This window comes from Planctomycetaceae bacterium (assembly GCA_041398785.1).
In the GTDB taxonomy this organism is placed as follows: Bacteria; Planctomycetota; Planctomycetia; order Planctomycetales; family Planctomycetaceae; genus JAWKUA01.
The window spans coordinates 144,230-168,500 of the sequence record JAWKUA010000007.1; the positions used below are offsets into that span (position 1 = coordinate 144,230).

15 protein-coding genes are annotated in these 24,271 nt (G+C 60.3%); 2 read left to right on the top strand and 13 right to left on the bottom strand.

Features of this window, described 5'->3' with window-relative positions:
• Positions 1-98 precede the first annotated feature (98 nt).
• From R3C19_10420 to R3C19_10440, 5 genes are all read right to left on the bottom strand, one after another.
• Positions 99-3,518, bottom strand: a complete 3,420-nt coding sequence (locus tag R3C19_10420; protein MEZ6060767.1) for a DUF4332 domain-containing protein — start codon at positions 3,516-3,518, stop codon at positions 99-101.
• 222 nt (positions 3,519-3,740) lie between these two features.
• Positions 3,741-4,814 carry a hypothetical protein gene (locus R3C19_10425; protein MEZ6060768.1) on the bottom strand — a complete coding sequence of 358 codons (1,074 nt, stop codon included), beginning with the start codon at positions 4,812-4,814 and terminating at the stop codon, positions 3,741-3,743.
• A gap of 275 nt (positions 4,815-5,089) precedes the next feature.
• On the bottom strand, positions 5,090-5,644 hold the full coding sequence (locus R3C19_10430) for a TlpA disulfide reductase family protein (GenBank protein ID MEZ6060769.1): 555 nt from the start codon (positions 5,642-5,644) through the stop codon (positions 5,090-5,092).
• Between the two features lie 388 nt (positions 5,645-6,032).
• Positions 6,033-6,419 carry a VOC family protein gene (locus R3C19_10435; GenBank protein MEZ6060770.1) on the bottom strand — a complete coding sequence of 129 codons (387 nt, stop codon included), beginning with the start codon at positions 6,417-6,419 and terminating at the stop codon, positions 6,033-6,035.
• A 25-nt stretch (positions 6,420-6,444) separates the two neighbouring features.
• Positions 6,445-6,690, bottom strand: coding sequence for a hypothetical protein (locus tag R3C19_10440; GenBank protein MEZ6060771.1), 246 nt, complete (start codon positions 6,688-6,690; stop codon positions 6,445-6,447).
• A gap of 263 nt (positions 6,691-6,953) precedes the next feature.
• Here R3C19_10440 and R3C19_10445 point away from each other — a divergent pair, with 263 nt between their 5' ends.
• Positions 6,954-9,938: a protein kinase gene (locus R3C19_10445; protein ID MEZ6060772.1), complete on the top strand. Its 2,985-nt coding sequence runs from the start codon at positions 6,954-6,956 to the stop codon at positions 9,936-9,938.
• Between the two features lie 61 nt (positions 9,939-9,999).
• Here R3C19_10445 and R3C19_10450 read toward each other — a convergent pair whose 3' ends face one another.
• The 6 genes from R3C19_10450 to R3C19_10475 all read right to left on the bottom strand — a co-directional run bounded on the left by R3C19_10450 (position 10,000) and on the right by R3C19_10475 (position 17,235).
• Positions 10,000-11,034, bottom strand: a complete 1,035-nt coding sequence (locus R3C19_10450; protein MEZ6060773.1) for a 6-bladed beta-propeller — start codon at positions 11,032-11,034, stop codon at positions 10,000-10,002.
• Between the two features lie 550 nt (positions 11,035-11,584).
• Positions 11,585-11,770, bottom strand: coding sequence for a hypothetical protein (locus R3C19_10455; GenBank protein ID MEZ6060774.1), 186 nt, complete (start codon positions 11,768-11,770; stop codon positions 11,585-11,587).
• 149 nt (positions 11,771-11,919) lie between these two features.
• On the bottom strand, positions 11,920-14,424 hold the full coding sequence (locus R3C19_10460) for an FG-GAP-like repeat-containing protein (GenBank protein MEZ6060775.1): 2,505 nt from the start codon (positions 14,422-14,424) through the stop codon (positions 11,920-11,922).
• A 169-nt stretch (positions 14,425-14,593) separates the two neighbouring features.
• A complete protein-coding gene (locus R3C19_10465; protein ID MEZ6060776.1) occupies positions 14,594-15,778 on the bottom strand; it encodes a right-handed parallel beta-helix repeat-containing protein in 1,185 nt (394 codons plus the stop codon).
• Complete coding sequence (locus R3C19_10470) at positions 15,775-16,341, bottom strand: hypothetical protein (GenBank protein ID MEZ6060777.1); 567 nt, start codon at positions 16,339-16,341, stop codon at positions 15,775-15,777. The genes R3C19_10465 and R3C19_10470 overlap by 4 nt, the downstream gene beginning before the upstream one ends.
• A 99-nt stretch (positions 16,342-16,440) precedes the next feature.
• Positions 16,441-17,235 (bottom strand): hypothetical protein, encoded by a 795-nt coding sequence (locus R3C19_10475; protein ID MEZ6060778.1) that lies wholly within the window; start codon positions 17,233-17,235, stop codon positions 16,441-16,443.
• A gap of 469 nt (positions 17,236-17,704) precedes the next feature.
• Between R3C19_10475 and R3C19_10480 the strand changes: the two genes are divergently transcribed.
• Positions 17,705-19,738: a M13-type metalloendopeptidase gene (locus tag R3C19_10480; GenBank protein ID MEZ6060779.1), complete on the top strand. Its 2,034-nt coding sequence runs from the start codon at positions 17,705-17,707 to the stop codon at positions 19,736-19,738.
• 202 nt (positions 19,739-19,940) lie between these two features.
• Here R3C19_10480 and R3C19_10485 read toward each other — a convergent pair whose 3' ends face one another.
• The gene (locus R3C19_10485; protein MEZ6060780.1) at positions 19,941-22,976 is read right to left on the bottom strand and encodes a hypothetical protein; all 3,036 of its coding nucleotides are present in this window, start codon (positions 22,974-22,976) and stop codon (positions 19,941-19,943) included.
• A 144-nt stretch (positions 22,977-23,120) separates the two neighbouring features.
• Positions 23,121-24,179 carry a KpsF/GutQ family sugar-phosphate isomerase gene (locus R3C19_10490; protein MEZ6060781.1) on the bottom strand — a complete coding sequence of 353 codons (1,059 nt, stop codon included), beginning with the start codon at positions 24,177-24,179 and terminating at the stop codon, positions 23,121-23,123.
• Positions 24,180-24,271: the final 92 nt, after the last annotated feature.

Sequence of the window (24,271 nt, forward strand, 5' to 3'; positions counted from 1 at the left end):
GAAACCGCAGTGCCGGGACACGAAACCGCGGTGCCGGGGTACGAATCCGGTGTCGTCGAACAAACCGAACGCCGCCGTCGAACGGTCAGCCGGCGTTGCTAAGCGGCTTTCAGCGAACGGGAATTCTGTGCCCAGTTGATCCAGTTCGTGACTTCTTCCAGATCCGGCATTTTTCCGCCGCGGACGATTCGCTGACCTTCGGCGGACTCACAGAACGGCGCGACTTCGGCAAGCAGATCGCTCGGCTGCTGCGACGCCACTTCTTCCGCTTCACCGTAACCGCAGGCCACCAGAATCTGTGCATCATGTCCCCTGAGTTGCGGGATCTGACACACCATCGCGGCCTGCGCCTGCCACTGTTCGACAACTTCGACGGTGATGCGGCGATTGTTGAGTTGAGCGACGACAGTTTCCGGCGACGCGTTCAGCAGGTCATCGACCGTCAGAATGTTGGCTCTCGCCAGGCGTTCGGCGGTTTTGGGACCGATGGACGGTGCGGCTTCGACGTCGCTGCTGCGGCTCAGGTAGAACTTCCATTCCGTGCCGCCGTGTCCGCCGGAATTTCCGTTTCCGTTTGAGCTGCCGTTGGCGCCGGAGGAACTTTCCGAATGACTGCGGGACCGCCGGTCATTGTCGCGATCCATCAGCCGGCTGGCGACGCGAGTGGTACGGCGAGATTCCGCCTTTCGCTCCATGCGACGCCGGCGCCGCGAGAAGCGTTCGGATCGCGTCCGCTGAGACTCTCCGCTGTATCCCGGCCGTCGCTGTCGGCGCACGGAACCCGTTCCGGAACTACTCCGTGCCCGGCCCGTTGAATGAATGACCGTCGACGACCGCTGTGACGACGACCCGTTTCCGGAACGACTGTGGTACTCATGGCGGTGCCGGCGGGCGTCTTCCATCGATCGTGCATGCAGCGCCCAGCGAGTCCAGTTGATGGCTTCCTGACGATCGATCGCTCGTCCGGCCCGAAGGTAATGTCGTCCCGAATCCGAATACTGAAACGCCGTCAGCAGATCGAACACCGCTTCCGGCCTCAGTCGGCTCATCTGTTCGACGGAACGAATTCCGGCGGCATACAGCAGAGCCGCGTCGCGTCGCCGCAGCATCGGAATCCGGCAGGACAATTCCGCCTGACCCTGCCAGGCATGAATTCGCTCACTGTCGATCAGAAATCCCTGGTCGCGAAACCGGTGTTCCAGTTCCGGAGCGGGGATCTGCAGCAGTTCATCGATCGTCTGAATATCAACGGACTGCAGCGCGGCGATTTCCGCTACGGTCAGCCCGGCAAGGTCTTCGACCGGGTTATCCGTTTCCAGGTAGAAAAGCCACCGGGCATCCGTTTCGTTCGACGCGTCAGCAATCCGCTCACCCATTTCGCCGGGGAATTCCTCCGCCTCGCCGTCAAACGCCTTGAACACCAGCGACTGATCGTCAATGACAGGTTCGCGCACGGGAACCGGCGTCGGCACAGGGACCGCCACCGGTTGAGGAATAAACACCTGCTGCGGCTGCTGAGCGGGCAGTTCTTCCAGAGTTCGCATGGCGGCGCGGCGACGCACGAACAGTTCGCGGACATCGTTCTGACTGGTCAGCAGCAGGATCTGCTGGCCGGACGACGCCACTTCCATCAGCAGGTCGGCGGCCGCTTCGGCCCGGTCATCGTCCGCGGAAATAAACACGTCATCCAGCACCAGCGGCACTCGATCACTGTCGGCCGCCTTGATCTGAATCAGAGCCAGCCGAAGCGCCAGAGCAGCCTGATCGCGAGTCCCGCGGCTCAGTTGCGACACCGGCACCGGCACCGGCGAACGGCGGGTGTGAACGGTCAGCCCTGTCCGGTTTCCGGTCACTCCGAATCCCGTGCATTCCTCTTCGGTCAGACGCCGCAGATACTTCGACGCCAGGTCCAGAACCGCCGGCTTTCGCTGACTCTTCAGCCGGGCAATGACTTCCCGCAGGCTGGCTTCGGTCCGTTCAATGACACTCAGGCGAGCCTTCAGCAGTTCCGTCTGAGCATCGATTTCGGCGATGTCAGCATTCAGACGATCAATATCTTCCAGCCGCGCCGCTGCGGCAAGCTGGCGTCGCAGGTCGTCCAGTTCGCGTTCCAGGACCGGAATTCGTTCTGACGTGCGTTCGCGACGGACGGTCAGTTCGTCAAGCTGAAGCCGCAACTGCCGCAGCCTGGCATCCAGTTCCTGCAGTGATGCATCGTGCGAATGAGAATCCGTGCGCCGGTAATGACGATGAGCTTCCAGACTGCAGTCAGCGGTCGCCGACGAAAAATGTTTGGCGGCCAGAATGTTGTCAGCCCGCTGAAGCTCGTCACGCAGGCAGTCGCGGCGACCGCGAATGACGTCCTGCAGCGACGCGATGCTTTGCAGTGCCCGCGAGGCGAACATGGCTTCCAGACCCTGCTCATGCGCCACGACGGCGGCTTCGTGTTTGGCGGCGTAATCACACAGCGCGAAGATTTCGTCGCGAAGATGATTCTGCAGCGTCGCGACCGGCAGTCCGCCTGAACCGGATGCGGCACCCTGGTGTTCCAGGTCGTTCAGCCGGTGTTCAAGACGACTGATCAGCGCTCGCACCGAACGCAGGGATTCGTGAGTGTGAGGCTTGCTGCCGGTGATGGTCGACGTCGACAACCCCTGGTGTTCAATGGTGGCCTGCACGGCGCTCCACGTTTCCATGCGTTTGTCAATCTGCACCAATTCCGCCTGGATGCGATCGCGGTCCAGCGCCAGCAGATTTCGCTGCAGCAGTTCCCTGCGCCGAGCCTCCAGCCGTGCGATTTCCGCCTGCAGTTCGGCAATCTGATTTGCCAGGGAAAGCAGCTCCTGCCGCAGCGCCGCCAGTTCACCTTCAAGTTCCGCAATGCGCGCCGGGACGGAAGGCGACACAGTTCGCATCGCAGCCAGTTCGTCCTGCAACGCTCGGCGGCGCGCGGCAAGTTGTTCAATCTGCCGGACCAGCCCGATCGCAGTTGCGTCGCCGGTCCGTTCACGAACCGCCTGATCCAGAGCGATCTCCGCGCGGCGAATTTCGGCCTCAATGTCGCTGCCGCCCAGCGGACCGGAAAGACACAGCCGCGTCAACAGATCGAAGCGGTCCGCCTCCTGATGGCCGACACTGAAAATCTCGCGGTAAACGTCTTCGGACACCCAGTCCGGCAGACGATTCGACACGGAAGAAAGCCGCGCATCAGTGCCGCGATCCACGACTTCCAGATCGTCGTTCAGTCCGCCGACGCCACTCGTCCGCGCGCGGCGGCGAAGTCGAAACCGGCGATCTGTGGATTCGATATCCAGGTAGCCGTGGTTGTGGACGTCACGGAATCCCTCGCTGACCGAATCCGCGTGGTAACCAAACAGGACACCGCGCAGAAAGTGAACCAGCGTCGTCTTGCCGGTCCCGTTGCCCCCGTAGATGACGGTAAGCCCCGGTGCCAGACCGGACAGAGGAAAGTTCTGAAACATGCCGAACTGGTCAATTGAAAACTCGTTGAATTGCATGAGTTCTGCTTTCGACTACAGGGACAGGAAACCGATTGATTGCGGCAGCGCAGTGCCGAATTGGAATATCAGGATGCCGGGTCTGTTGTGCGAACCGTCACGATGGCCTGCGCCCCGTCTGGCCGAATCGACCGGTTTCGCGAAGTGAAATGTTCTCACCGGACACCGCCGTGACCTGCCGCCGTGAGCCACCGCCGGCGGCCGACGACGAACACCCCCCGATCATGCGGCTCGTGACAGAAGTTCAAGGCCGGCCCAGGTTTCTCCGCATCGCGTACGGATCGTGCCGCTGTCCGCTCGCACAACACTCAGGAATTCCCGCATGGCCAGCGTCAGCGACGGGATTTCCACCGATACCAGGTCTTCCTGGTAGCGGACGGATCGCGGCCAGGCTCCGCGATGTCCGGACTGCAGGTCATTCCGCATCAGTCTCAGCAGGCGCGCTTCCGACAACTCGTGAAGCGACGGCCCGCCGAATCGTCCGGCACCGCTGACCACCCAGTCGACCAGCAGCGTTCGTTCGTTGTCAACGCCCACACCGGACAGCACTCGCCCCACGCATTCGCGAAGCCCGGAATGCAGGGCCGCGGAATCCAGCGACAGATGCTGCTGTGAAAACCGCAGAACGTCCGTCTCCAGAAACTTCGCCGTCAGAGACTGCGTGGCCGTGTCGGCTGTGACCAGCAGGCAGCCGCACGCATGTCGTTCGTCCGGCGACTGCGCCTGAGTTGCTCCGGCGGAGGCTGTCAGAACACCATTACCCGCCGTCAGCCGATTTGCGTGCTGATGTTGCCGCGACGGCTGAATCTGATACCGCAGCGAATTCCCCGACCACCGATCAGCAAACGACTGCCCGGCGCAGATCGTCAGATCGGATCGGGTGTCAGCCGTCATCGGCCTCGCGGAAAACCGAAGCTGTCCCGCTGACGTCAGCGAATCGCAGCACACGTCCAGCCGCTGATCGCTGGTCAGGACCACCGAACAGATTCGACTCAGCGCCGAACGGTGAGTCTCATTCGCAGCCCACGCAACCACCGGAATCTGAGCGTTCCGCAGCGAGTCGAACTGCCCGTCCAGCCACCTCACGACGGGCTCCAGATCCGCGTCGGAATCCGTGATCGAACCTGCGATCACGACAAAGTGAGCCCTCGTGGCGATCGCCTGCTCAATCAGGTTGCGAGTCGCCTGGCGAAACGCTCCGGCCGCCAGAGTCTTCAGCCATCCGGGAGCGTCGGCGATGCCTCGAACCGACGATGCCAGCCGCAGATGATCCGCGTGAAGAAACCGAATTTCCATGATCAATGCCTCCCTGCATTGGACAATTTGCGCGACGAACCCGCTCTGTGCGGAGCCCCTCCGCGCGAACTTTCAGCGGATTCTGCCGGAACTTAGCCGATTCACAAAATCGCGACCAGACGAATCCGCAGTTTTTGCCGAAGTCCGTGCCGACACCGCCGCCGGTAGCCACGACCTCCCCAAACCGCGCGGCCAAAGGCGATCGGGCGTTCACCATGCAGCGGGCGCAATTTCGGGCAGCCGGCTAGAATTCTGTACCGAAGCTTCTGGCGGGGCTATTTCGTCCTCTGCATCGCTTTGACGAACGGAATGATATCTTCGGCGTAGGTAAAGGCTTCTTCTTTACCGTCCTCAATCAGCGACGGATCAAAGCGTTTTGCCAATTTTCCGTCGCGGCCATAGACGTACACCGCGGGAATGGAACTGAGTTTGATTTCGTCAAACAACTCGTCCGATGCGGTGGTGCTCAGGTAGTTGCGAAACGCAGCGTTCTGCTTGACCAGAAACTTCTCCGCCTTTTCCCGGTATCGTTCCGGCGGCCGCGACTTGATCCCCACATAGTCGACGCAGAAGCTGACACAGACCACGTCCTTCGGAAAGGATTCGTGAAGCTTCACCAGCCCCGGGAACTCCTTCATGCACGGCAGACACGACGTGGACCAGACGTCGACCACCACGATCTTGTCGCGGTTTTGGGCCACATACGCCTGAAGATCCTGCCACGTTCCGGCGGTCAGAGTAACGTCAGTGGCTTCCTTTGCGTCGTCGGCGATGGCGATACCGCCAGTCAGCACGCACATCACGGCGGTTGCCAGAGTCAGTGGTTTCATTAGATCAGCCCTTCCAACAAGAATATCCCCGATCGGTCGAATCCCGGTTTCTGCGACGCGACGTCAGACGTCCGCCGGCACAGACCAGACTTCCCAAACTGTGTTTTCGAACAGCAACGCGCTCCGCGATTCGGGCGTCGATGCACCCACCAGTTTTTGATGTCGATTTCATTATGAGAGAGCTCCGTCAGGATACGGGGTTCAGATTGATGAGTGCCACTGGCTGTGCCGGTGTTTTCCTGAGCACAGAGCACTGGCACAGCCAGTGGCACGCATCAAAACACGATGGACAAGGCACTCCTGCCACGGCGGAGCTTCCGCAGGCGATGATACTCCCGAACATCCGCGATGTCTGCGCACCGCCGATTTCCATCGCCGCGCGCGGTGCTCAGATCATCGGCGACGCTCGCTGAACCAGTTGCAGCGGCAGCCCCCACGGATCGCGCAGCATCGCAAACGTGTCTCCGCCCGGCAGCGAATGCGTGTCGGCCACGACGGTTGCTCCGGCATTGGTCAACCGGCGTACGTCGCCGGAGACGTCTTTGGAAACGAATGCCAGGTGAAGTTCGGCCGGATTCCTGTTGCGGTAATCGGGAAGAGGGGCGTCGCGATTTCCGTAGATTTCAATCATCACCGAACCGCTGTCGTCCGCCAGAAAATGGGCGTACGGAGCGTCGACGGTGCGACGCTTGACGGTCAGTCCGAGATGTTCCACGTACCAGCGCGCCATCAGCACCGGTTCTTCCACATTGAAAGCTGTATGTTCGATCTTCATGCGATTGCCACTGGTCCGGAAAAATTCAGAAGAAAACGGGATCGTCGCCGGGCGATCCGGTGACGGAATCCCGCGCCGCCCGATTCCACTTGTCGCACCGCTGCGTCGCCTGGCGCGTGCGACGGGGAGCATCGTAGCTGGTCCCTTTCCCGGCGTCCCGGCACGTGTCGCGCCTGGTGCAGGGTTCGTTCAGAAATCCACGCAACCGGTCGTCAACCACGGCGACAATGGCTTTTATACTGGCCGCGGCGAACGCTGATACTTTTCGCACTTCTTCATGCCGCGAGCCAGAATACCTCAAATCGCCCCGCTTGGGGTATAGCCTCGCTCGCTGCCGAATCGGACAACGGGCGGTGCTGCGCTGCGGCTGTCCGGGGAAACGCTGCAGGTGGTGTTCGACGAATCCGGTGCCGGCCAGCCGGAAAACGTTCGAACGGTGGCCGCCACCGGCAGAACCGGCAGCGCGAATGGCGAAACCGATGGCCCGTCATCGATAGAACGCAACAACCGTGACTGTGACTGAAGGAATTGGTCATGCCGTTCAGCTTATGTGCCGGCGCCAGGCCGATCCCTGGTTATCAATTGGTTGACTTTCTCGGTCGGGGCACCTTCGGCGAAGTCTGGAAGGCCGAAGCGCCCGGCGGGCTGCACGTCGCGCTGAAGTTTATCGATACGAAGCAGGGGCACACGGGTCCGGAACATCGTGCTCTGACGGCCATTCGCGAAATCCGACATCCGCATCTGCTGGACGTGCATTTTGTCGTGCAGGTGGACGACTGGCTGGTGATCGCCACGTCGCTGTGCGATCGCAGCCTGTGGGACCGCTTCCGCGAATGCCGCGAACAGCATTTGCCGGGCATCCCGCTGGAGGAACTGCTGCGGTATCTGGACGAGGCCGCCATGGGACTCGATTTTCTGCACGATCCGCAGTGCGGTTCCGGCGGCGAAGTTCGCGCTGGAGTGCAGCATCGCGACGTGAAGCCGCAGAACATCTTTCTGGTCGGCGGTTCCGTAAAACTCGCGGATTTCGGCCTGGCCAAGGCGGTCGGGCCGTCCGGAGCCAGTCACACGGGAGCCATGTCGCCCCTGTTCGCCGCGCCGGAGATGTTTCGCGGCGAAGTGTCGATTCACAGCGATCAGTATTCCCTGGCGCTGACCTATTGCCAGCTTCGGCACGGTCACGTTCCGTTTGAAGGCAGCTTTCACGAAGTAATGTACGGTCACCTGTCGCTCGCGCCGGATCTGTCATCACTTCCGGAGAACGAACAGCCGATCGTCGCCCGGGCTTTGCATAAGAATCCGCAGGACCGCTGGCCGAATTGCCGTGAGTTCGCGCGACAGTTGCGTGCCGCGACCATGGACTCAGCAAGAGACTCGGCGACCGCAGCGGCGAATCGTCAGACCGCCGGGACGATGCCGGCACCGCGCGCCGATGCTGGAACGCTGCTGCCGGATTCGAACGATCCGCTCGCGGCAGCCGGTACCCGCGAACCGGCAATCGTCAGCTCCCGCAGCGATGCGATACCGCGACATCGCCGCCGCCAGAGCACTCGTCCGGGCAGTCGGCCGAACGCGAAGTCGTGGCATCGACGCCGACGCCGAAGGCATGTCGTCCGTTGGGTGACCGGCGTCATCCTGGTTGGAACGCTGCTGGCATTGCTGGCCGTGGTTCCGGACAACCTCATCCGGAACCGGCTGAGCGGCTGGCTGAGCCGTGCGACGGATCACAGCGGAACCGCAGTCGAAGCCGGGCCAGGTCCGACGTCCGGAACAGACTCACTGGCGGAACAGATCGAAACCAGTGACGCTCAGAACTCCAAACAACCGAGCGAAAAAGATGCTGCCGTCTTCGACCAGCGCGACAAAGCCAGCGTCGCAGTTGACGTTCACGATCCCGGCGAAGTCGTCCGGAATCAGTCGACCGACATTGTGACCACCGCCGTCGAAGCATCATCGTCCGTTGATGAACCTTCGGTCGTTAATGAAGTATCGTCCGTGGTGCCGGACACGACGGAGGAAGACGCGCAGTTGTTGTCGGCAATCAACGAACCGGATGCCGTTCCCGACGACGCCAGCGTGTCGGAACCTTCCGATGACCGTTCGTCCGAAAACGCTGAGATCGTTCCCGAAACCGACACCGCCGCGGCGGTTGCGGCAAATGAGGCGTCGCCGACGACGTCAGATTCCGCGTCGACGGCTGCAGCGGAAGCGGAAAACACGCAGTCGCTGGTTTCAGAATCTGTTCCGCTGCCGGCGGACGTAAGCGAACTGATTCAGCAGCCGGATTTGGCCGCCTTGCGACGTTCTGCGATCGACGACCTGCGGCATGTCCTGAAGTCGGCACGGACGGTGAAGGACAGTGAAAAGCAATCGCACGCACTTCACGACATCGCGGAGGCTCAGGCCAGCCTGGGAATGTACAGAGATGCGTTGGAAACCGTTCGACTGGTGCGTGAGGAATACAAACAGGCGTTCATCCTGTCACAGGTCATACTCGAACTGCCCGAAGATACCGCTCACGACGACGTGTGCGCCGCCATCGCGGAAGCCCGCGGGTTCGCGGAATCGATTGACGACGAACAATCGCGGTACTCGGCACTCAGCGGTATCGCCCGAGCCCAGGCACATGTCGGCATGTTTCCGCAGGCACTTGAGACCGCTCGTTCCATCGGCAGCGACGAATGGACAGCACTCGCTCTGGCACTTGTCGCCGACGCGAGAGCGGAAGCGTCCGACCCGGATCAGGCGTCGATCGCGATCGTTGAGGCGACGAAACTGGTCGGCGAAAGCAGAGACGAATATCGCAGTTCCTTCGCGCTGTGGAGCATCGCGGTTGCTCAGGCAAAACTGGGCATGTTTCCGGAGGCACTCGCGACGGCCCGGTCGATGAACAACGATTCGCTTTCGATCAAGACGCTGGCCGTGATCGCTCACCTGCAAACGCAGTCGAAACTGTTTGGCCAGGCGAAGGCAACCGTTCGGTCGATCGCCAACGACAGTGCTCAGTCAGTCGGCTTCCGCGACATCGCCGTCGCTGAAGCGGCAGCGGGACAGTACGCGGAAGCGCTGGAAACCGCCCGGCTGATCAGCGACTCGGAACAGGCCATGTGTGCCGGGGTCGAAATTGCGATCGAACAGGCCAAAAACGGATCGGCTGATGGAGCGCAGACCGTTGCACACGAATGCCTGCGACAGCTAAACAGCCGGCACTACGGTCATTTCCAAAACTGCACGACGTTTCCCAAAGTCGCCGTGCTTCAGGCGGAAGCCGGTCTGACTGAAGACGCCTTTCGGACCTACAAAAACGCAGCGGCAGCGGCGATCCTGAACGGCGACGATTGCTCGTGCTTTGCACTCGGACAGCAGGGGTTCGCTCAGGCCATGATCCGCAACGATCGCGTCGAAGAACTTTGTGAGTTTGTCGATTCGCTGCCGCCGTCGTACACCCGGGCAAACCTGCGGATGGAACTGCTGCGGCTGCTGTCCGATCGCCGTCCCGTCGACGACGTAACCCGCTGACCATCGCGTGAAGCGTTGCCGCTGTGTCGCTGACGGTGCCGAATTCTGATGCGAGCTGTTTTCAGTGGAGCCCCGCGTCGGCTCGCACCAGCTTCATAATGCGGCCGGAAACGTTCCAGTCCTGAACATACAGGTTTCCGTCACGGTCCCAGTATGAACCGTGTGTCCCGTGGAAAATGCCTTCGATCCATTCTTCCTGCGGCACGTTGAAGTTGGTGCCCTTCGATGGATCGGGATTGTGGCCCAGGACCGCCATGATGACGTTCGTCTTGTCGAGAATCACCAGCCGGCCATTCAGGTCGGGAACCGATACAAAGTCTCCCTGAACCGCCGCTGATGTGGGCATTCCCAGACCTGTGATGACTTCGTCGATGTACTCACCGTCCAGGCTGTAGTGCAGCAGTCTTCCGCGGGGCTTATCGAATCCGGGCGGAGTGTGGTTGCGGTCACAGATCAGCAGCCGCGGCGGGTCGTAGCGCGTGTCCAGCGTCATCCCGTGAGCCGTGTTGAATTCCTTCAGCCCGTTGCCCTTTGTTCCGAAGTGCATCAGATACTTGCCGGTGCTGTCGAACTTGAAGATGTGATTGCTGGCGTATCCGTCGGACAAAATGATGTCTCCGTTGGGAGCCACCGTGATGGCCGTCGGGCTGAACTTGTCTAGCTTCAGACCGGACTCTTCCGGAAACGGCAGTTTCAGAACGATGTCACCGGTTTCGGCGCTGAACTTGATTCCTTCGGCGTTGGCGTTGCGGGCACCGTAGATGAATTCGCCATCGGGCTCATCACGGATTTCCATGTCATGGATGTTGGAGTATTCGTCACCCAGGAATCGGCGGACCACCTTGCCGTCGGGAGAAAACACAAACACGCCGATCTGCGCGCTGGTGTAGATGTTTCCCGCCTTGTCGATCACCACCGCCCCGTGAGTCGGTCCCAGAACGGACTTCCCGTCTTCGCCCAGAGCCCATCCGGGGACGGTGTCGAACGTCATGATCCCGCAACCCATCCGCACCGGCTGAGTCTTCTCCGCGGCGCATGCGGAAAGAGCAATGCCAATGGCCAGTGTGAACGCCAGACAGCGCGACATGTGTTTCATGGTTTGAATTCCTGGGGGTTTTGGGAGTACCGTTGAATCGCCGCTGCGCAGGTACATCGTGTGTCGAGCACCCGCGGAGTCCGGAGAAACGTCCCGCTCGCGCGAATGGGTGGGACGGAGTCAGCCAGGCGTCGCGGGAATCCGAGCAGCAAAGCGCTCAGCCCGCCGTCCCGACGCCTGATCCATTCCACACAGATCAACAACAACCATCCTCCCGCTGCGCGCGGGAGGATGACGTCCATCGTGAACGGCGGCTCAGGTCACAGCTCACAAGGCGGGTCCGTCACGATGCGTGCCAGCCATGCATCGGCAATCCCAGCCACTTGCGCTGGCCTGGTGTCCTGTCGATCGTAAGTTGATGTGTGCCACTGGCTGTGCCAGTGCCCTGTGCTCGGGAAAACACTGGCACAGCCAGTGGCACACGACCCACCGATCCACGCCTGACAAAGCACTAGCCTGAGATCGCAGCACGGTCCTGAGTGTGCAGCACAGCAAAGTACGCCTCCGGCAACCTGCCGGGGGCGTCGCGAATGCTGTCGACAACCGATGACTACTTCTTGCCGCCACTCGTGTACTCGGCATCGGTCATCTTGCCCATACCGGCATCCTTCAAGTCATCTTCAATGGGGGTTGTCGTCTTGGTTTCCGCTTCATCCGGTGCCGGAAGAGTTTCTTCAGCACATCCTGAGAAGACGAAACAGGCAAACGGCACCAGCAACCATGAATAACGAGCCATCGAACACTACCTCAGAACTTTGAAACCAGCGTCACAAATCACAGAAGGATTCCACCAACGGATGGAACCTTCAGAACGGCCAGCATTAGAGTCAGAAGCTAACTGCAATTCAACTCACCGACCATCAGCCGGTCGAACGCAGCAGCCGCTCACTGCGGATCGGCTTCCTGGACCTCCAGAGTCGAATCCACTGTCACGGGCCCTTCAACTTTCTGCAGTGTCCCCGACGGCCAGCGGATCTCAATCCCCTGAACATTGCCGGAATTACCCAGACCAAAATACAGCGGACAACTGCTCTGTGACAGATATCCTGACTTGCCGTCGTTCACCTTCACCTGGGTCTTGTCCGCTGTCCTGACAGTGACGATAGCGCCGAGTCCGTCACGATTCGATTCTGTTCCGGTCAGGTCAATCTTCAGAAAGTGAAGTTCCGGAATTCGATCGTTCAGGTCGCTGACCAGCACCAGCGGTTCGGAGTTGAAGTCGTTGGTAATTATGTCGAGATCGCCGTCGCTGTCGATGTCGAAGATTGCCGACGAGCGTGTCCCAAGGGCGCCCCATGCGACGATGCGAGTCACACGGGAACCTCGTGCCTGGTACGCTTCGAACAGTTCCTTGTCGTTCCCGGTGACGTCGAATTCGAACCAGGGAATCGCCGTGCGTCCGCTTCGCCGCGGCTCGACACCCAGCAGATATTCCGCATCCAGAAACTCGTGACCTTCGTTGTTCAGCAGGACGGAGTTGACCGCATAGCGAAATGGAAAGTTCATACTGGCGGCAACAAACACGTCGTCAAAGCCGTCGGCGTTCAGGTCGCCCGTGCTGATTCCCCACGGCCAGTACGTTTCCGCTCCGATGCTGTCGGAAATCTCCCGGTAGCCGCCGTCCGCTTGCTTCTGAAAGAACGCATTTCCAAGCACATGATTGCCGTCCGTATTCAAGACACCGGGTGCAAACTGTTCGATCTTCGCCTTCAGCTTTTCCTTTTCGGGGCCGACGGGATCCGCCATATCGGTGTGCATGTCGGTCAGATACATGTCCTGCCGTCCGTCGTTGTCGAAATCGAACACCTTGACTCCCATCGCTCCCCAGGGAGTCGCGGGGAACAGTTCACGACTCTTCCTGACAAACCGCCGGCCTTCTTCGTTTTCGTAGTATTCGTCATGGCCCTGCATGTTCAGCACGTACAGATCGGGCCAGCCGTCGTCATTGCCGTCCAGCACGCTGGCGTCGCCCGACCAGGATCGATCGTCCAGGCCGACTTTCTGCGTGACATCGTCAAACCGGCAGTCGCCGCGATTTTCAAACAGAACACTGCTTTCTGAGCGTTCGGGCTTCAGGTGTGCCATGAACGCATCGGGGTTGGCGACATAAAAGGGATAGTCACCGGTATCGGGGCCGGTATAGCGGTCGTGGACAACGGTTTTGACTTCTTCCGTCGTGTACTTGCCGACGTTTACCAGAAACAGATCCAGCAGCCCGTCGCGGTTATAGTCAAAAAAAACAGCGGACGACGAATGGCCGTTGTAGTCGACGCCGGACGCCGCGGAAACGTCCGTGAACTTTCCGCCTCCGTCATTGCGGAACAGCACGTTGGGGCTGCGAACGTTGGTGACATACAGATCGGGATCGCCGTCATTATCGATATCCGCGAACGAAGCTGAAACGCCGATCCGGTCGCTGACCGCCACACCGGCTGCCTGCGTCACGTTTTCGAACGTTCCGTCGCCGCGATTCTTCCAGAGTTCGTTGCCGCCAGCCTGAGTTACGAAGTACACGTCGAGCAATCCGTCACCATCCACGTCGGCCACGGCAAGTCCGTTTCCATGATCGTAGTGGCACGGCTTATGTTCGCGTCCCGCGTCGTCGACAATCCGGTTTCGAAACGTAATCCCGCTTTCGCGACGGCGGTCGGTGAACGAAAAATCGTGGAACACGCTAAACCGGTCCACCGTCGCAAGCTGCGCGTCGCGTCGGCGTTTCAGCCATGACGGATCCAGCAGGTCGGCGTGAATCAGCAGCCGTTCTTCCAGTGTCGTTGCCAGATCCAGCTTTAACCGGTCGATGTCTTCCGCGACACCGGCGTCGTAGATTCCCCGAACGTCTCCTTCGGGATCGATCAGGACAAGTCCGGGGCTGTGCGGGACTGAAGCACCGTCGGCCTGCGCGGTTTCGTCGACCTGCAGTTGAAACCCGACGCTCGACAGTTCCACGACGGCATCTCGCGGGCCGGTCAGAAACTTCCAGTGATCCGGGTCCGCTTTTGCTTTCGCGGCGTACTCGCTCAGAATCTGCGGCGTGTCGTAGTCGGGATCGACCGTGATGCTCAGCATCCGAATATCGTTCCACGCCCGGCTGGTTCTCCATTCCTTTTGAAGCTCCGCCAGCCGCGACGTCTGAGCCTGCGATGTGTTCTCCCCGCGCGTCGTGATGAAGTTCACAATGCAGACTCGGCCGAGGATATTGTCAGAACCATACGGCTGGCCGGTTTGGTCCGTGAACTCGAAGTCAGGCGCGCGCATCAGGATCGGCGGATTGTGCACCTTTTCTTCCGCAACTGCGTTCCCTGTGGACGCCACTGAGTCCACGGGCGTCGTGTCTGACTCGCATCCGCTGAACGCCGCAAGCAGGCAGACGGCGATGACTTTCTTCATGGGGACCTCACTATGCCCGTTCGGTGTTCGGCGTCTGAAATGAGAATCTGCCGCAATGGGGACGACGTCTGGTCCTGTCGACGCTTCGATCGGCGACGATCACGAACCACTGGCGTGACTTTCCGGACACCGACTTCCACGCACAACCACGATTCGCCGCGCAGACACGTCATTGCTGCCGATCCGGCGGTCGATAACCGACGCCGGCGTATTCTATGGCCTGAGGCACGAACAAGTCATCAAAGTCCGGATCGGAGGCGTTGAGCGTATTCGCCGCCGCGTCGATGGTTCCCCGCAGATCGCTGGTGCTTCCGCCCAGAAAGCAGCCCTTCACTCCGGCCCCGTCAAGGATGTCAAGTTCGTAGCGATGTTCCGGCGATATGCCGCCTTCCTTTGTGTTCTTCCAGAAGATGCAGTTTGTGTAGGAATTGCCGGTGCCCTTGTCGTCGGCACCGTTCCAGTTGCCGGTAAAGGTACAGCGGTCGACGGTTACCTGCGAATTGGGAAACACGGTCAGAGCGCCGCAGCCGTGTTCTTCGTTGTACGGATTGTCCGCGCCGCCGATGTAGTTTTCGCCCGTGTTCGAAACGTTGCCGACGAACAGACAGTTGCTGATCGTCGCCGAACTTCCCACCAGAACATCCACCGCGGATCCCGTGATCTGACAGCGGTTGTTTCGAAACACGCAGTCCCTGATCGTCACCGAATCCTGATTGAAACCGGCATGTTCGATGGAGATTCCTCCACCGCAGGGGCTGGTGTAGTTGTCGACGATTTCCAGGTGTTCGATCGTCGGATAGGAACGTCCGAACACTTTGATGCCTCCGCCGTCGGCATAGAAGAACAGTCCCTTTGTCAGCATCGGATCGAGAGGTTCCGGCTCGACGGAACCGGCTCCTTCCGTCGTCGTGACGAAGTTGTTGGCTCCCGTGACCCTGAAGCCGCGGACGACCGTGCGGCCCGTGATGCCGTCGCCGAAATAGATGACGTGGTTGACGACCGCCGGGTAACCGGCCGCTGACTTGTCCGCAATTTCCGGGTTTTGCGCCGTCAGCACGACCTCGCCTTCCGCTTCCAGAATCACTCCGTCATGACTGCGGTTGAACCAGATCAATGCCTGACCCGCGCGCGAAGGACGGTAGGTTCCCGCGTGAACTTTCACAGTTTTGTGGGCGGAATCGCGAGCGGCGGCTTCGATCGCGGCCTGAATACTTTCACCCGGATGAACGTGGTAGATACCGTCATCGCCGGGAGACATCGCCGGAAAACGGCCCGGAGCCGCGTCGCCCTCGCAACCAGCCAGCAGGCACAGTCCCACTGCGCACGACAGGAACGTGCCGGACGACAGCGTCATGGAATCTCCCTGTACCACGAATCAAACGCGGAAGCTGACTGAACGACGATGCGGCCCATGAATTCGTCATGCAGCAAACGAACTCCGCACAACGGATCCGCCGCGATCTCCAGCGTCCCTTCCTGCGCGGTCCTGAATTCCAGCGGAAATGTCAGTTCCGGCACCGCAATCTGTCTCAGGCCAAGTTCCGGAATTGCCATTGTGTAAACGTAGTCGTCGCTGGTCACCAGGAACTCAACATCCTGCCCGATCGGAAGATGAATCACCTTTTCCACGGCAGCATCATCTTCCGTTTCAAATTCGCCGTCCGGACCGGGAAACCGGAAACGCCAGAAGAATTCGTGTCCGGTGACTTTGACCTGAATCGGACCATCGAGCCCTGTCGGCGACCACGCCTGTTCTGACGTCGGCTCCGGCTGTAGCTGCGACTGCGACTGCTGCGACTTTGTTGACGGATTCTGTTCCGGTCCCGCCGTCCGCAGCACCGCTCGAATGCCAAGGCCCGCGGCAATCACGACGCACAGAAGCACCATCGGTCGTCCGAATAATGCGGCTGGCTTCATGGAACTGGATCCCGCACAACCGCCGCCCGAACTGACTCGACAAGGCTCGCTTCGTGCGTCCGTCCGGGTCTCACCGGCGACGTAACGACCACGGCCGCGTCATGCCTCGGCCTTCTTCTTTTCGCGTCCCATTCCGGTGACCGTCAGAGCGATGATGACGGCACCCAGCCCCAGCCACAGAAACAGGCTCAATCCCGGGTCGGGCATGGAAACTTCGGTGCGGGCATTCGGCAGCAGCACGCTGGACGCCAGCGGGTAGATCAGACCACCCAATGCTCCTCCCAGCAGTCCGCCAAACAGACACGTTCCCAGCAACTTTGACGACACATTCGGCAGCGAAACTCCCAGAGCGACTCCCAGCCCGATTCCCAGTCCGGTGATACCCCAGGCAATGGTCTGCAGAACAATGGTTTCCGTCAGGGGGTCTTCCGGCATTGCCGACGAAGCGTCCAGCTCACCACGCAGAATTCCGGCACCGACGGCAAATCCAGCTGCGACCCCCGCAGCCAGCACGCCTCCCCACATCATGCGAAGACCCGCCCGTCGGAACTTTGCTTCCGCGGCCGCCAGAAACAATGCAATCGTGGCCGCCAGCATCGCCATTGACAGCGTCGCGTTGTTGCTGGCCGCCGCGATCGACGCTTCCATTCGTTCACGCTGCTGTTCTTCGGGAGCGTTACCGCTCAGTTCCCGAAGGCGTTCCGACAATTCAAACACGGGCAGTATGGATTCGAGCACTCCCCAGATCACCAGGGCGGCGACAACCGACAGAGCGATGCCCACAAGCGGTGATATCACCAGAGCGTGTCCTCCGATCAGACCCGAAGCAGGATTCACCGCCGCTTCGCTGGCCACCGCTGTCTCTTCGCCGTCGTTTGGAATGCTCTTCGGCATGGCTCCCCAATCTTAAAATCTGATTAGCTGAAAAATGTCAACCTCCTGCAACTCCGCTCCACATCGCGCAGCGGTCGATTCTACCATCGACCAGGTCTCACACAACTGAGCGTCGTTCGCACAACATAGGTCAACGCCTGGCAGCGTTGGCGAAGGTGCGGGGCTCTCCGCCGCGAACCGCACGGCACCGGTCAAATCACGTCCGCTTTGATTGATGGAGCGAACGAAGCCTGATTCTGCATCGGTCGCCCGAATCATCGTCTGCGAGAACTCCGGACTTTGCTCCGCGGCAGGATCTCCGTCGGAAACCGGTGTCATCGAATTCAGGGACTCACCCGCCGCAATCTCAATTGAAGCAGCTTCGTCGCTGGTGCGATGGAAAACCTGATCCGGATGCGCGACAATCGCCGCTCACGAGTTCGCGTCTTTTGCTGGATATCACTTTCTCTGATACGTTCGGGTTTTTGTCATGTCTCGTTTGCTTGCTGCCGTGTCGCTGTGTGTCGCCGCCATGTGGGTTCCCGTTTCTGCCGAAGATCTGTTTTCCGGAATTGATCCGGATGGCTTCGACCGGTCCGTTCGGCCACAGGACGACCTGTACTTGTTCGTGAATGGCCGCTGGCTGTTGTCGACAAAGATCCCTTCCGACAAGTCCAACTACGGATCATTCAGTGCTCTGGACGACGCGGCGCGGGAACACATCCGCGAAATCATCGAAGAAGCGGCCCGCGATCCTCAGGACGATAACGGCCGCAAGGTCGGACAGTTCTTTGAAAGCTTCATGAACGAATCACTGATCGAGTCCAATGGTCTGAAGCCGATCGAAGACGAGCTGAAGCGAATTCAGCGGCTGGGCAGTATGGAAGACGTTTTTCGACACATGGGTTACCTGCAGACGATCGGCGTCGGCGGACCCGTCGGGATTTTTGTTTCCACCGACGCGAAGGATTCGAACAGCTACCTGGCCGCGATCGTTCAGAGCGGCACGACTCTGCCCGACCGTGACTACTATCTGGAAGACAAGGAAAAGTACCTGCAGGCTCGTGAGGCCCTGAAGACATACATCGAACGCCTTTTTGAACTGGCGGATCAACCCGACGGCGCTTCCGCGGCGGAAGCCATTCTGGAACTCGAAACCCGGCTCGCGAAGGCTCAGTGGACGCGAACGGAGCTTCGTGACGCGGAAAAGCGATACAACAAATATGCTGTCACCGACCTTCCGCAACTGACTCCTGATCTGCCGTGGCCGGTCTTCTTTGAAGCGGCCGGAGTCCCCGACCTGAAGCAGGTCAACGTGATGACTCCCAGCTTCTTCGAAGAACTGCAGCAGATTGGCGGCACGCTGCCGCTGGATCGCGCGAAACAGTATCTGACGTTTCGCTTGCTGGATGCCTATGCCGATTACCTGCCAACTCCGTTTGTGGATGCTCACTTCGACCTGCACCGCCGGCAACTTGCCGGTGTGCCGGAGCAGGAGCCGCGCTGGAAGCGTGGTGTCGAAGCGACATCGGGAGGCGGCGCGGGAGATTTCGGTGTGCTGGGTGACGCCGTCGGTCAGCTTTACGTGGCCCGGTACTTCAAGCCGGAAGCCAAGCAGCAGATGGACGCACTTGTCGCCAACCTGCTGGCAGCCTACGAAACCAGCATCGGTGACCTGACCTGGATGACCGATACGACAAAGCAGAAGGCGCTGGAAAAGCTTCACAAGATCACGCCTAAAATCGGCTACACGGAAAAGTGGCGAGACTATTCGAAACTGGAAATTCGCGACGACGATCTGATCGGCAACATCATGCGGTCCGCAAAGTTCGAACATCAGCGCGACATTGACCGGCTGGGTACTCCCGTCGACAAAACGGAATGGGGCATGACGCCGCAAACCGTCAACGCGTACTACAACCCCAGCAAGAACGAGATTGTGTTTCCGGCCGCGATTCTGCAGCCGCCGTTCTTTGACGCCGAAGCCGACGCCGCCGCCAACTATGGCGGCATCGGAGCTGTGATCGGTCACGAAATCAGCCACGGTTTCGATGATCAGGGCAGCAAGTACGACGGTGACGGCAACCTTCAGAACTGGTGGACCGACGAAGACGGAGCGGCGTTCAGAAAACTGACGGGGCAGCTCGTCGATCAGTTTGCCGGGTATGAGGCCATGCCGGGACGAACGCTGAACGGCGAACTGACGCTGGGCGAAAACATCGCCGACCTGAGCGGAATGGCGATTGCCTACAAGGCGTACCTGCTGTCGCTGCACGGCCAGGAAGCTCCGGTTATTGACGGATTCACCGGCCCGCAGCGTTTCTTCCTGGGCTGGTCGCAAATCTGGCGGCGACTGTACCGCGATGAGGAACTGATTCGGCGGCTCGTCACGGATCCCCATTCTCCCAGCCATTTCCGGGCAAACGGTCCGATCACCAACCTGAACGCCTTCCACGAAGCCTTCCAGACAAAGCCCGGCGACAAGCTGTACAAGGCACCGGCAGACCGGATTCAGATCTGGTAACGGATGCGTCACTGATCGCATGCCCCGCGGGGTACCACATCTTCAACGACGTTGCGCGGCACCGCCGTCAGAAAGCGGTGTCCGGCGCCCCGCCGATGTCGTCCGTCACATTTCCGAACAGTGTCCGTAAGCGGTTTCCGATCGCTGCGCGACACGACGGCTTCGAAGACGTGGTAACCGATCGCCCTGACCCCGAACGGAATCACTTTCCGCCGGACAATCCGGAGATCGAATTGAAGGCCAGATGTTCGGTCGCTCGGTTGTAGACGAATCGCTGGCCGCTGGTGTTCGAATAGCCGCCGCTTTTTCCGTCGCGATAACGCACGTTCGCCGACGCGCTGCCTTCCGCGCGAAGGATGAACTGCTGCTTGGAATGATCGTACGTAATCACATCGGCGTTGCCCGAAAACGGGCGAGATTCGATTCGAGCGTTCTCGCTGGCGGTCAGTGAAAACGAAGCCGGATGATCGCTGACGGCCGGAATCGCCGCGGCCACAAGCCGCTCCGCTCGCAGAATGCCGACATTTTCCGGCAACTGATCGGTTGGAATTGTGTCGACCGTGATTTGACCATTGATGTCCCGCACGGGAGCAAACACGCCGCGCACATGCTGCGACAAAGTGGCATTCTGTTGCTGCAGATTTCCGCTCAGTTCGCCGATGAACGACGCCTGCACGAACACAAATTCATTGTCACTGATTCGCGCCGGAACGTTCGCTCGCGCGGACGCGGCGGTTGTGGTTTGCAGCGGCCCTTCGGTATCCGGAGACGTGGACGAAATCCAGCCCGGTCCCAGAGCGTGGCAGTCACCCGTTTCGGTATCAACGCTCAGATCGACAACTCGCGCGCTATGGCGAGCGTGAACGGCACCGTCGACAAGCTGGTCGAAACGCACCGTCACGACGCTTTCACATTCGATGCGGGAAATTTCAATCGGCGGACTGCTGTCAGAACCTGGCGACGACGAAAGCGACGTCAGTTGAATCGTGTTGCCGTTCCGATCCGACTGAAGTCCGATATCACGATTGAAGTGGACCTTCAGACCGGCACACGTCAGTTCCAGATCCTGCGTCGCTCCGTCTTCGACAACAACGCGGATGTTGCCGACAAACTTCGCGACGCGGCCCTGAAACGACATTGATTCGCTCCAGTAAATGTCCAGCGGAGTCGGGCGCGGCAACACCGTTCCATCGATGCCCCTGTCGGTCACGATTCTCAGCCGGCCGCTGCCATCCACGGTCAGCGTATCGGGGTTCTGTTCCACGTCGATGCGTTTGCCGTCCAGCCGCCGAAGTCCGGTCACAATACTGGCCGGATCGCCGAACAGCCGGATCTGCCGAGTGTCGTGCAGTCCGTTGGCGGCTTCCAGACTGTTGCCGGACGCCGTGAAGGTCTTTCCCGGATCGGTGTCGCTGCGAACAAGTTCCACCTGTCCGGTCAGCCACACGTTCGCCAGTTCCATGCGCCTGCGGCCGCCTTCGTCGGCGGAACCATCGCTGCCGTGCCGAATCGTGGCCTTCAGCATGTCAGCGGAAAACGAAACGGCTGCTTCGTTCGAATCGCCGCCCAACGACGATTCCGGCTGGCGGCTGCGGTGAGCCAGCGGATTTCCTGGTGATGTTCCCGCCGCCGACCCGTCTTCGGGCGACGACAGCACCGCCGGTTCAAACGTAACGGTCAACTGATCGCGGATCGTGCCGGTCGCGTCGGGAGAAATCAGCGACACGCGGCCTCGAGCCGTCAGTTGTTCCGGTTGCAGACTGTGAAGATCCAGAGCAGCGGAACCCGACGCCGGTTGCTTGCTGATGACAGCCGCATCCGCCGGCGAATTGCGCAGCTTCATGATGATCTCGTCGGCGGACAGTTCGAAGCCGTCCTGTTCCTGTTCCACACCGGCGTCGCCGGTCAGCGTGACGGTTCGCAGCAACTGGTCAGCCGATTCCTGAACGACCAGAGCGTTTCGCCAGTGAGCCGCCAGGACTCCGGACTGCACGGATTCCGCATGACGGATGCCTCCCGGACCGCGACATTCCAGCCGCTGAACGTGGCCGTCGGAAGCGTGCAGAATCTGCAATTCGCTGACCAGCAGCCGGCTGCCCTGCTGCGACACTTCCACCGGCAGCGGCCGATCGCCGGGGTCGCGATTGGTGTTGCGCATCAGCACCCGGCGTTCATCGACCAGATACGTCAGTTCGCTCATCTTGGCCGTCAGGTTCTGAGCCTGCGAATAGAACACGACCTGTTCACCGGCGGCGACAACGCGTTCCAGCCGCAGGCGATTCGAAATCTCCACGCCGGTCACGGGCGAAACTTCGGGTCGAAAATCCAGTTCCAGTTGCGAACACACCAACTGATCCTTCGTGCCGTCCTTCGCAAACCGCGTCACCAGCACCTGGTCCTGCAGCCGGAACGCAGACGACTGAGACCGCTTGTGCAGCCCGTGAAATGTTCCGATGCGGCTGTCGACGTGATACTTGAAACCGTCCGCCGCCGTGACTTCAAGGCGGATGTCTTCCTCGTCCGCTCGCCGGGCACGAATCAGAATCTGGCACGTGACACGGCCGTTCAGCCGGACTTCGCTGACATCGGAGACCGACATCAGCCCGCCATCTTCGTCGCGTGAAGCCCGCAGCGCAATGTCGACTCCCTTGGACGCCTCGCCCGTGTGATCTTCCCATCCGAACGACACCGGATGGCTGGACGAAAGCGTCAGAGAATTTTCCGAGACGCTGAACGTATCACCGTCGATTCTCAGGTTTCGCGGCCCCCGGATGCGAACCGACCCGTCCAGTACCCCCCCCACGATTCGCCCGATACCGCTGCTCTGCACCGACAGCTTTTCCGACGTCCGCAGTCGTGCCTGTTCGGCAACCACCGTTACCGGCACGCTGTCGCGATCGGACTGATTGTCGAGCCACAGCAGAGCCACCGGGTTGGCCTTCAGCGTGTACCCGTCGTCGATCGTTTCCGAATGTTCGTAATACAGAAACCGCCTGCCGTCATGCAGATCGTTGCCGCATTCCGCCACCCACGGATCGGCCGGAAACCATCGAACGGCCAGTTCTCTGGCTCCCGACGGCAAACTTTCCTTCGCCGCAGGACGCGACAATCGCCGCTCCTTCCTGGCAACGTCCAGCACCGGCGACAGCAACGCCGAATACCCGGCGTACGTTCCCGCCAGCAACACCGCGACCACGATGCTGCGAAGGAATCGGGAATCTGAGTTACCGGATGCCATGGGGGAAGTTTGCGACAGACGTTCTGTTGTCAATCGTTAAGTGCAGGAACAAGGGGACGGGAACGATAGAGAATGGGAAATTGAGAATGGAGAATGGCGGTTCGACGCCCGGCCTCTGGACTCTCAACTCTGGCCTCTCAACTCTCAACCCGTTCGTCTGATCGGTTGGTTCTTTGCGGCAGCGTACGGTTCCACTGGCATGGAGATCACGTCGGTGATATCCACCAGGCCCACTGGTCGGCGATCGTCGTCGATCACAGGAAGTTCGCTGAGTTTTCGGTCGGACATCAGTTGAATGACTTCCGGCAGCAGCACGTGGCTTCGCACCGTGGTCGGGTTCACAGTCATAACTTCGCGAATTGGCTGATCCAGTTGATCTTCACGTCGCTGTTCAAACAGTCGAGCCAGGTCGCTGTCGGTAAAGATCCCGGCGATGCGGCCTTCGCAGCCGGTCAGGATGACGGCTCCCGTGCGGCGGCCCGGGCAACTGTGATCGATCATCACCTGTCGAACCGTTTCGGACGCGTCCGCAATGCGAAGCTGACTGCCGCGTCGCATGACTTCGTGCACCGGTCGCAGTTTGGCTCCCAGACTTCCGGCCGGATGAAACAATGCGAAGTCGTGTTCGGAAAATCCGTTCAGGCGACTCAACACCATCGCGACCGCGTCGCCCAGAGCCAGCATGGCGGTGGTACTGGATGTCGGCGCCAACTGCAGCGGTCCGGCTTCGGAATGATTCCCCAGCGGCAGCGAAATGTCAGCCAGCCGACTTAGCGAATTCTGTGTGTCGCGAGTCACAGCGATCAGTGTGACGCCGATCCGACGCAGACTCGGCACCAGTCGCAGCACCTCATCGGATTCGCCGCTGTTGGAAAACGCGACGACGACATCGCCGCAGCGCACGCAGCCAAGGTCTCCATGAACGGCCTCCGTGGGATGCAGGAAGAACGCGGCCGTGCCGGTGCTCGCCAGAGTCGCCACAACCTTCTGCCCGATCAGCCCCGCCTTGCCCACGCCGGTCACGATCACGCGGCCGGAACATTCCCGGATCGACCGGATCACTGCACAAAACGTGCTGTCGAGTCCGTCCGCCAGTCGCAGCAAAGCATCGGCTTCCTGGCGCACGATCGACTGAGCTTCGCGCACCTGCTCGTCGTCACTCAACGGAATAACTTCGCGCCGGTCAGAGCCATCTGACTGCATGGAATTCGTCCCTGATTCCTGTGCCTGCATTCCACGGCCGGCGTCGCGCGTGCCGGCGAAAACGATCGATCCGTCGATCGGTGGAGCGAGTA

Excerpts from the sequence above, each read along its gene's own strand:
- R3C19_10450 (MEZ6060773.1), bottom strand. The coding sequence starts at position 11,034 with ATGAAACACATGTCGCGCTGTCTGGCGTTCACACTGGCCATTGGCATT.
- R3C19_10425 (MEZ6060768.1), bottom strand. The coding sequence starts at position 4,814 with ATGGAAATTCGGTTTCTTCACGCGGATCATCTGCGGCTGGCATCGTCG.
- R3C19_10430 (MEZ6060769.1), bottom strand. The coding sequence starts at position 5,644 with ATGAAACCACTGACTCTGGCAACCGCCGTGATGTGCGTGCTGACTGGC.
- R3C19_10460 (MEZ6060775.1), bottom strand. The coding sequence starts at position 14,424 with ATGAAGAAAGTCATCGCCGTCTGCCTGCTTGCGGCGTTCAGCGGATGC.
- R3C19_10480 (MEZ6060779.1), top strand. The coding sequence starts at position 17,705 with ATGTCTCGTTTGCTTGCTGCCGTGTCGCTGTGTGTCGCCGCCATGTGG.
- R3C19_10475 (MEZ6060778.1), bottom strand. The coding sequence starts at position 17,235 with ATGCCGAAGAGCATTCCAAACGACGGCGAAGAGACAGCGGTGGCCAGC.
- R3C19_10420 (MEZ6060767.1), bottom strand. The coding sequence starts at position 3,518 with ATGCAATTCAACGAGTTTTCAATTGACCAGTTCGGCATGTTTCAGAAC.
- R3C19_10455 (MEZ6060774.1), bottom strand. The coding sequence starts at position 11,770 with ATGGCTCGTTATTCATGGTTGCTGGTGCCGTTTGCCTGTTTCGTCTTC.
- R3C19_10490 (MEZ6060781.1), bottom strand. The coding sequence starts at position 24,179 with ATGCAGTCAGATGGCTCTGACCGGCGCGAAGTTATTCCGTTGAGTGAC.
- R3C19_10435 (MEZ6060770.1), bottom strand. The coding sequence starts at position 6,419 with ATGAAGATCGAACATACAGCTTTCAATGTGGAAGAACCGGTGCTGATG.
- R3C19_10445 (MEZ6060772.1), top strand. The coding sequence starts at position 6,954 with ATGCCGTTCAGCTTATGTGCCGGCGCCAGGCCGATCCCTGGTTATCAA.
- R3C19_10470 (MEZ6060777.1), bottom strand. The coding sequence starts at position 16,341 with ATGAAGCCAGCCGCATTATTCGGACGACCGATGGTGCTTCTGTGCGTC.
- R3C19_10485 (MEZ6060780.1), bottom strand. The coding sequence starts at position 22,976 with ATGGCATCCGGTAACTCAGATTCCCGATTCCTTCGCAGCATCGTGGTC.
- R3C19_10465 (MEZ6060776.1), bottom strand. The coding sequence starts at position 15,778 with ATGACGCTGTCGTCCGGCACGTTCCTGTCGTGCGCAGTGGGACTGTGC.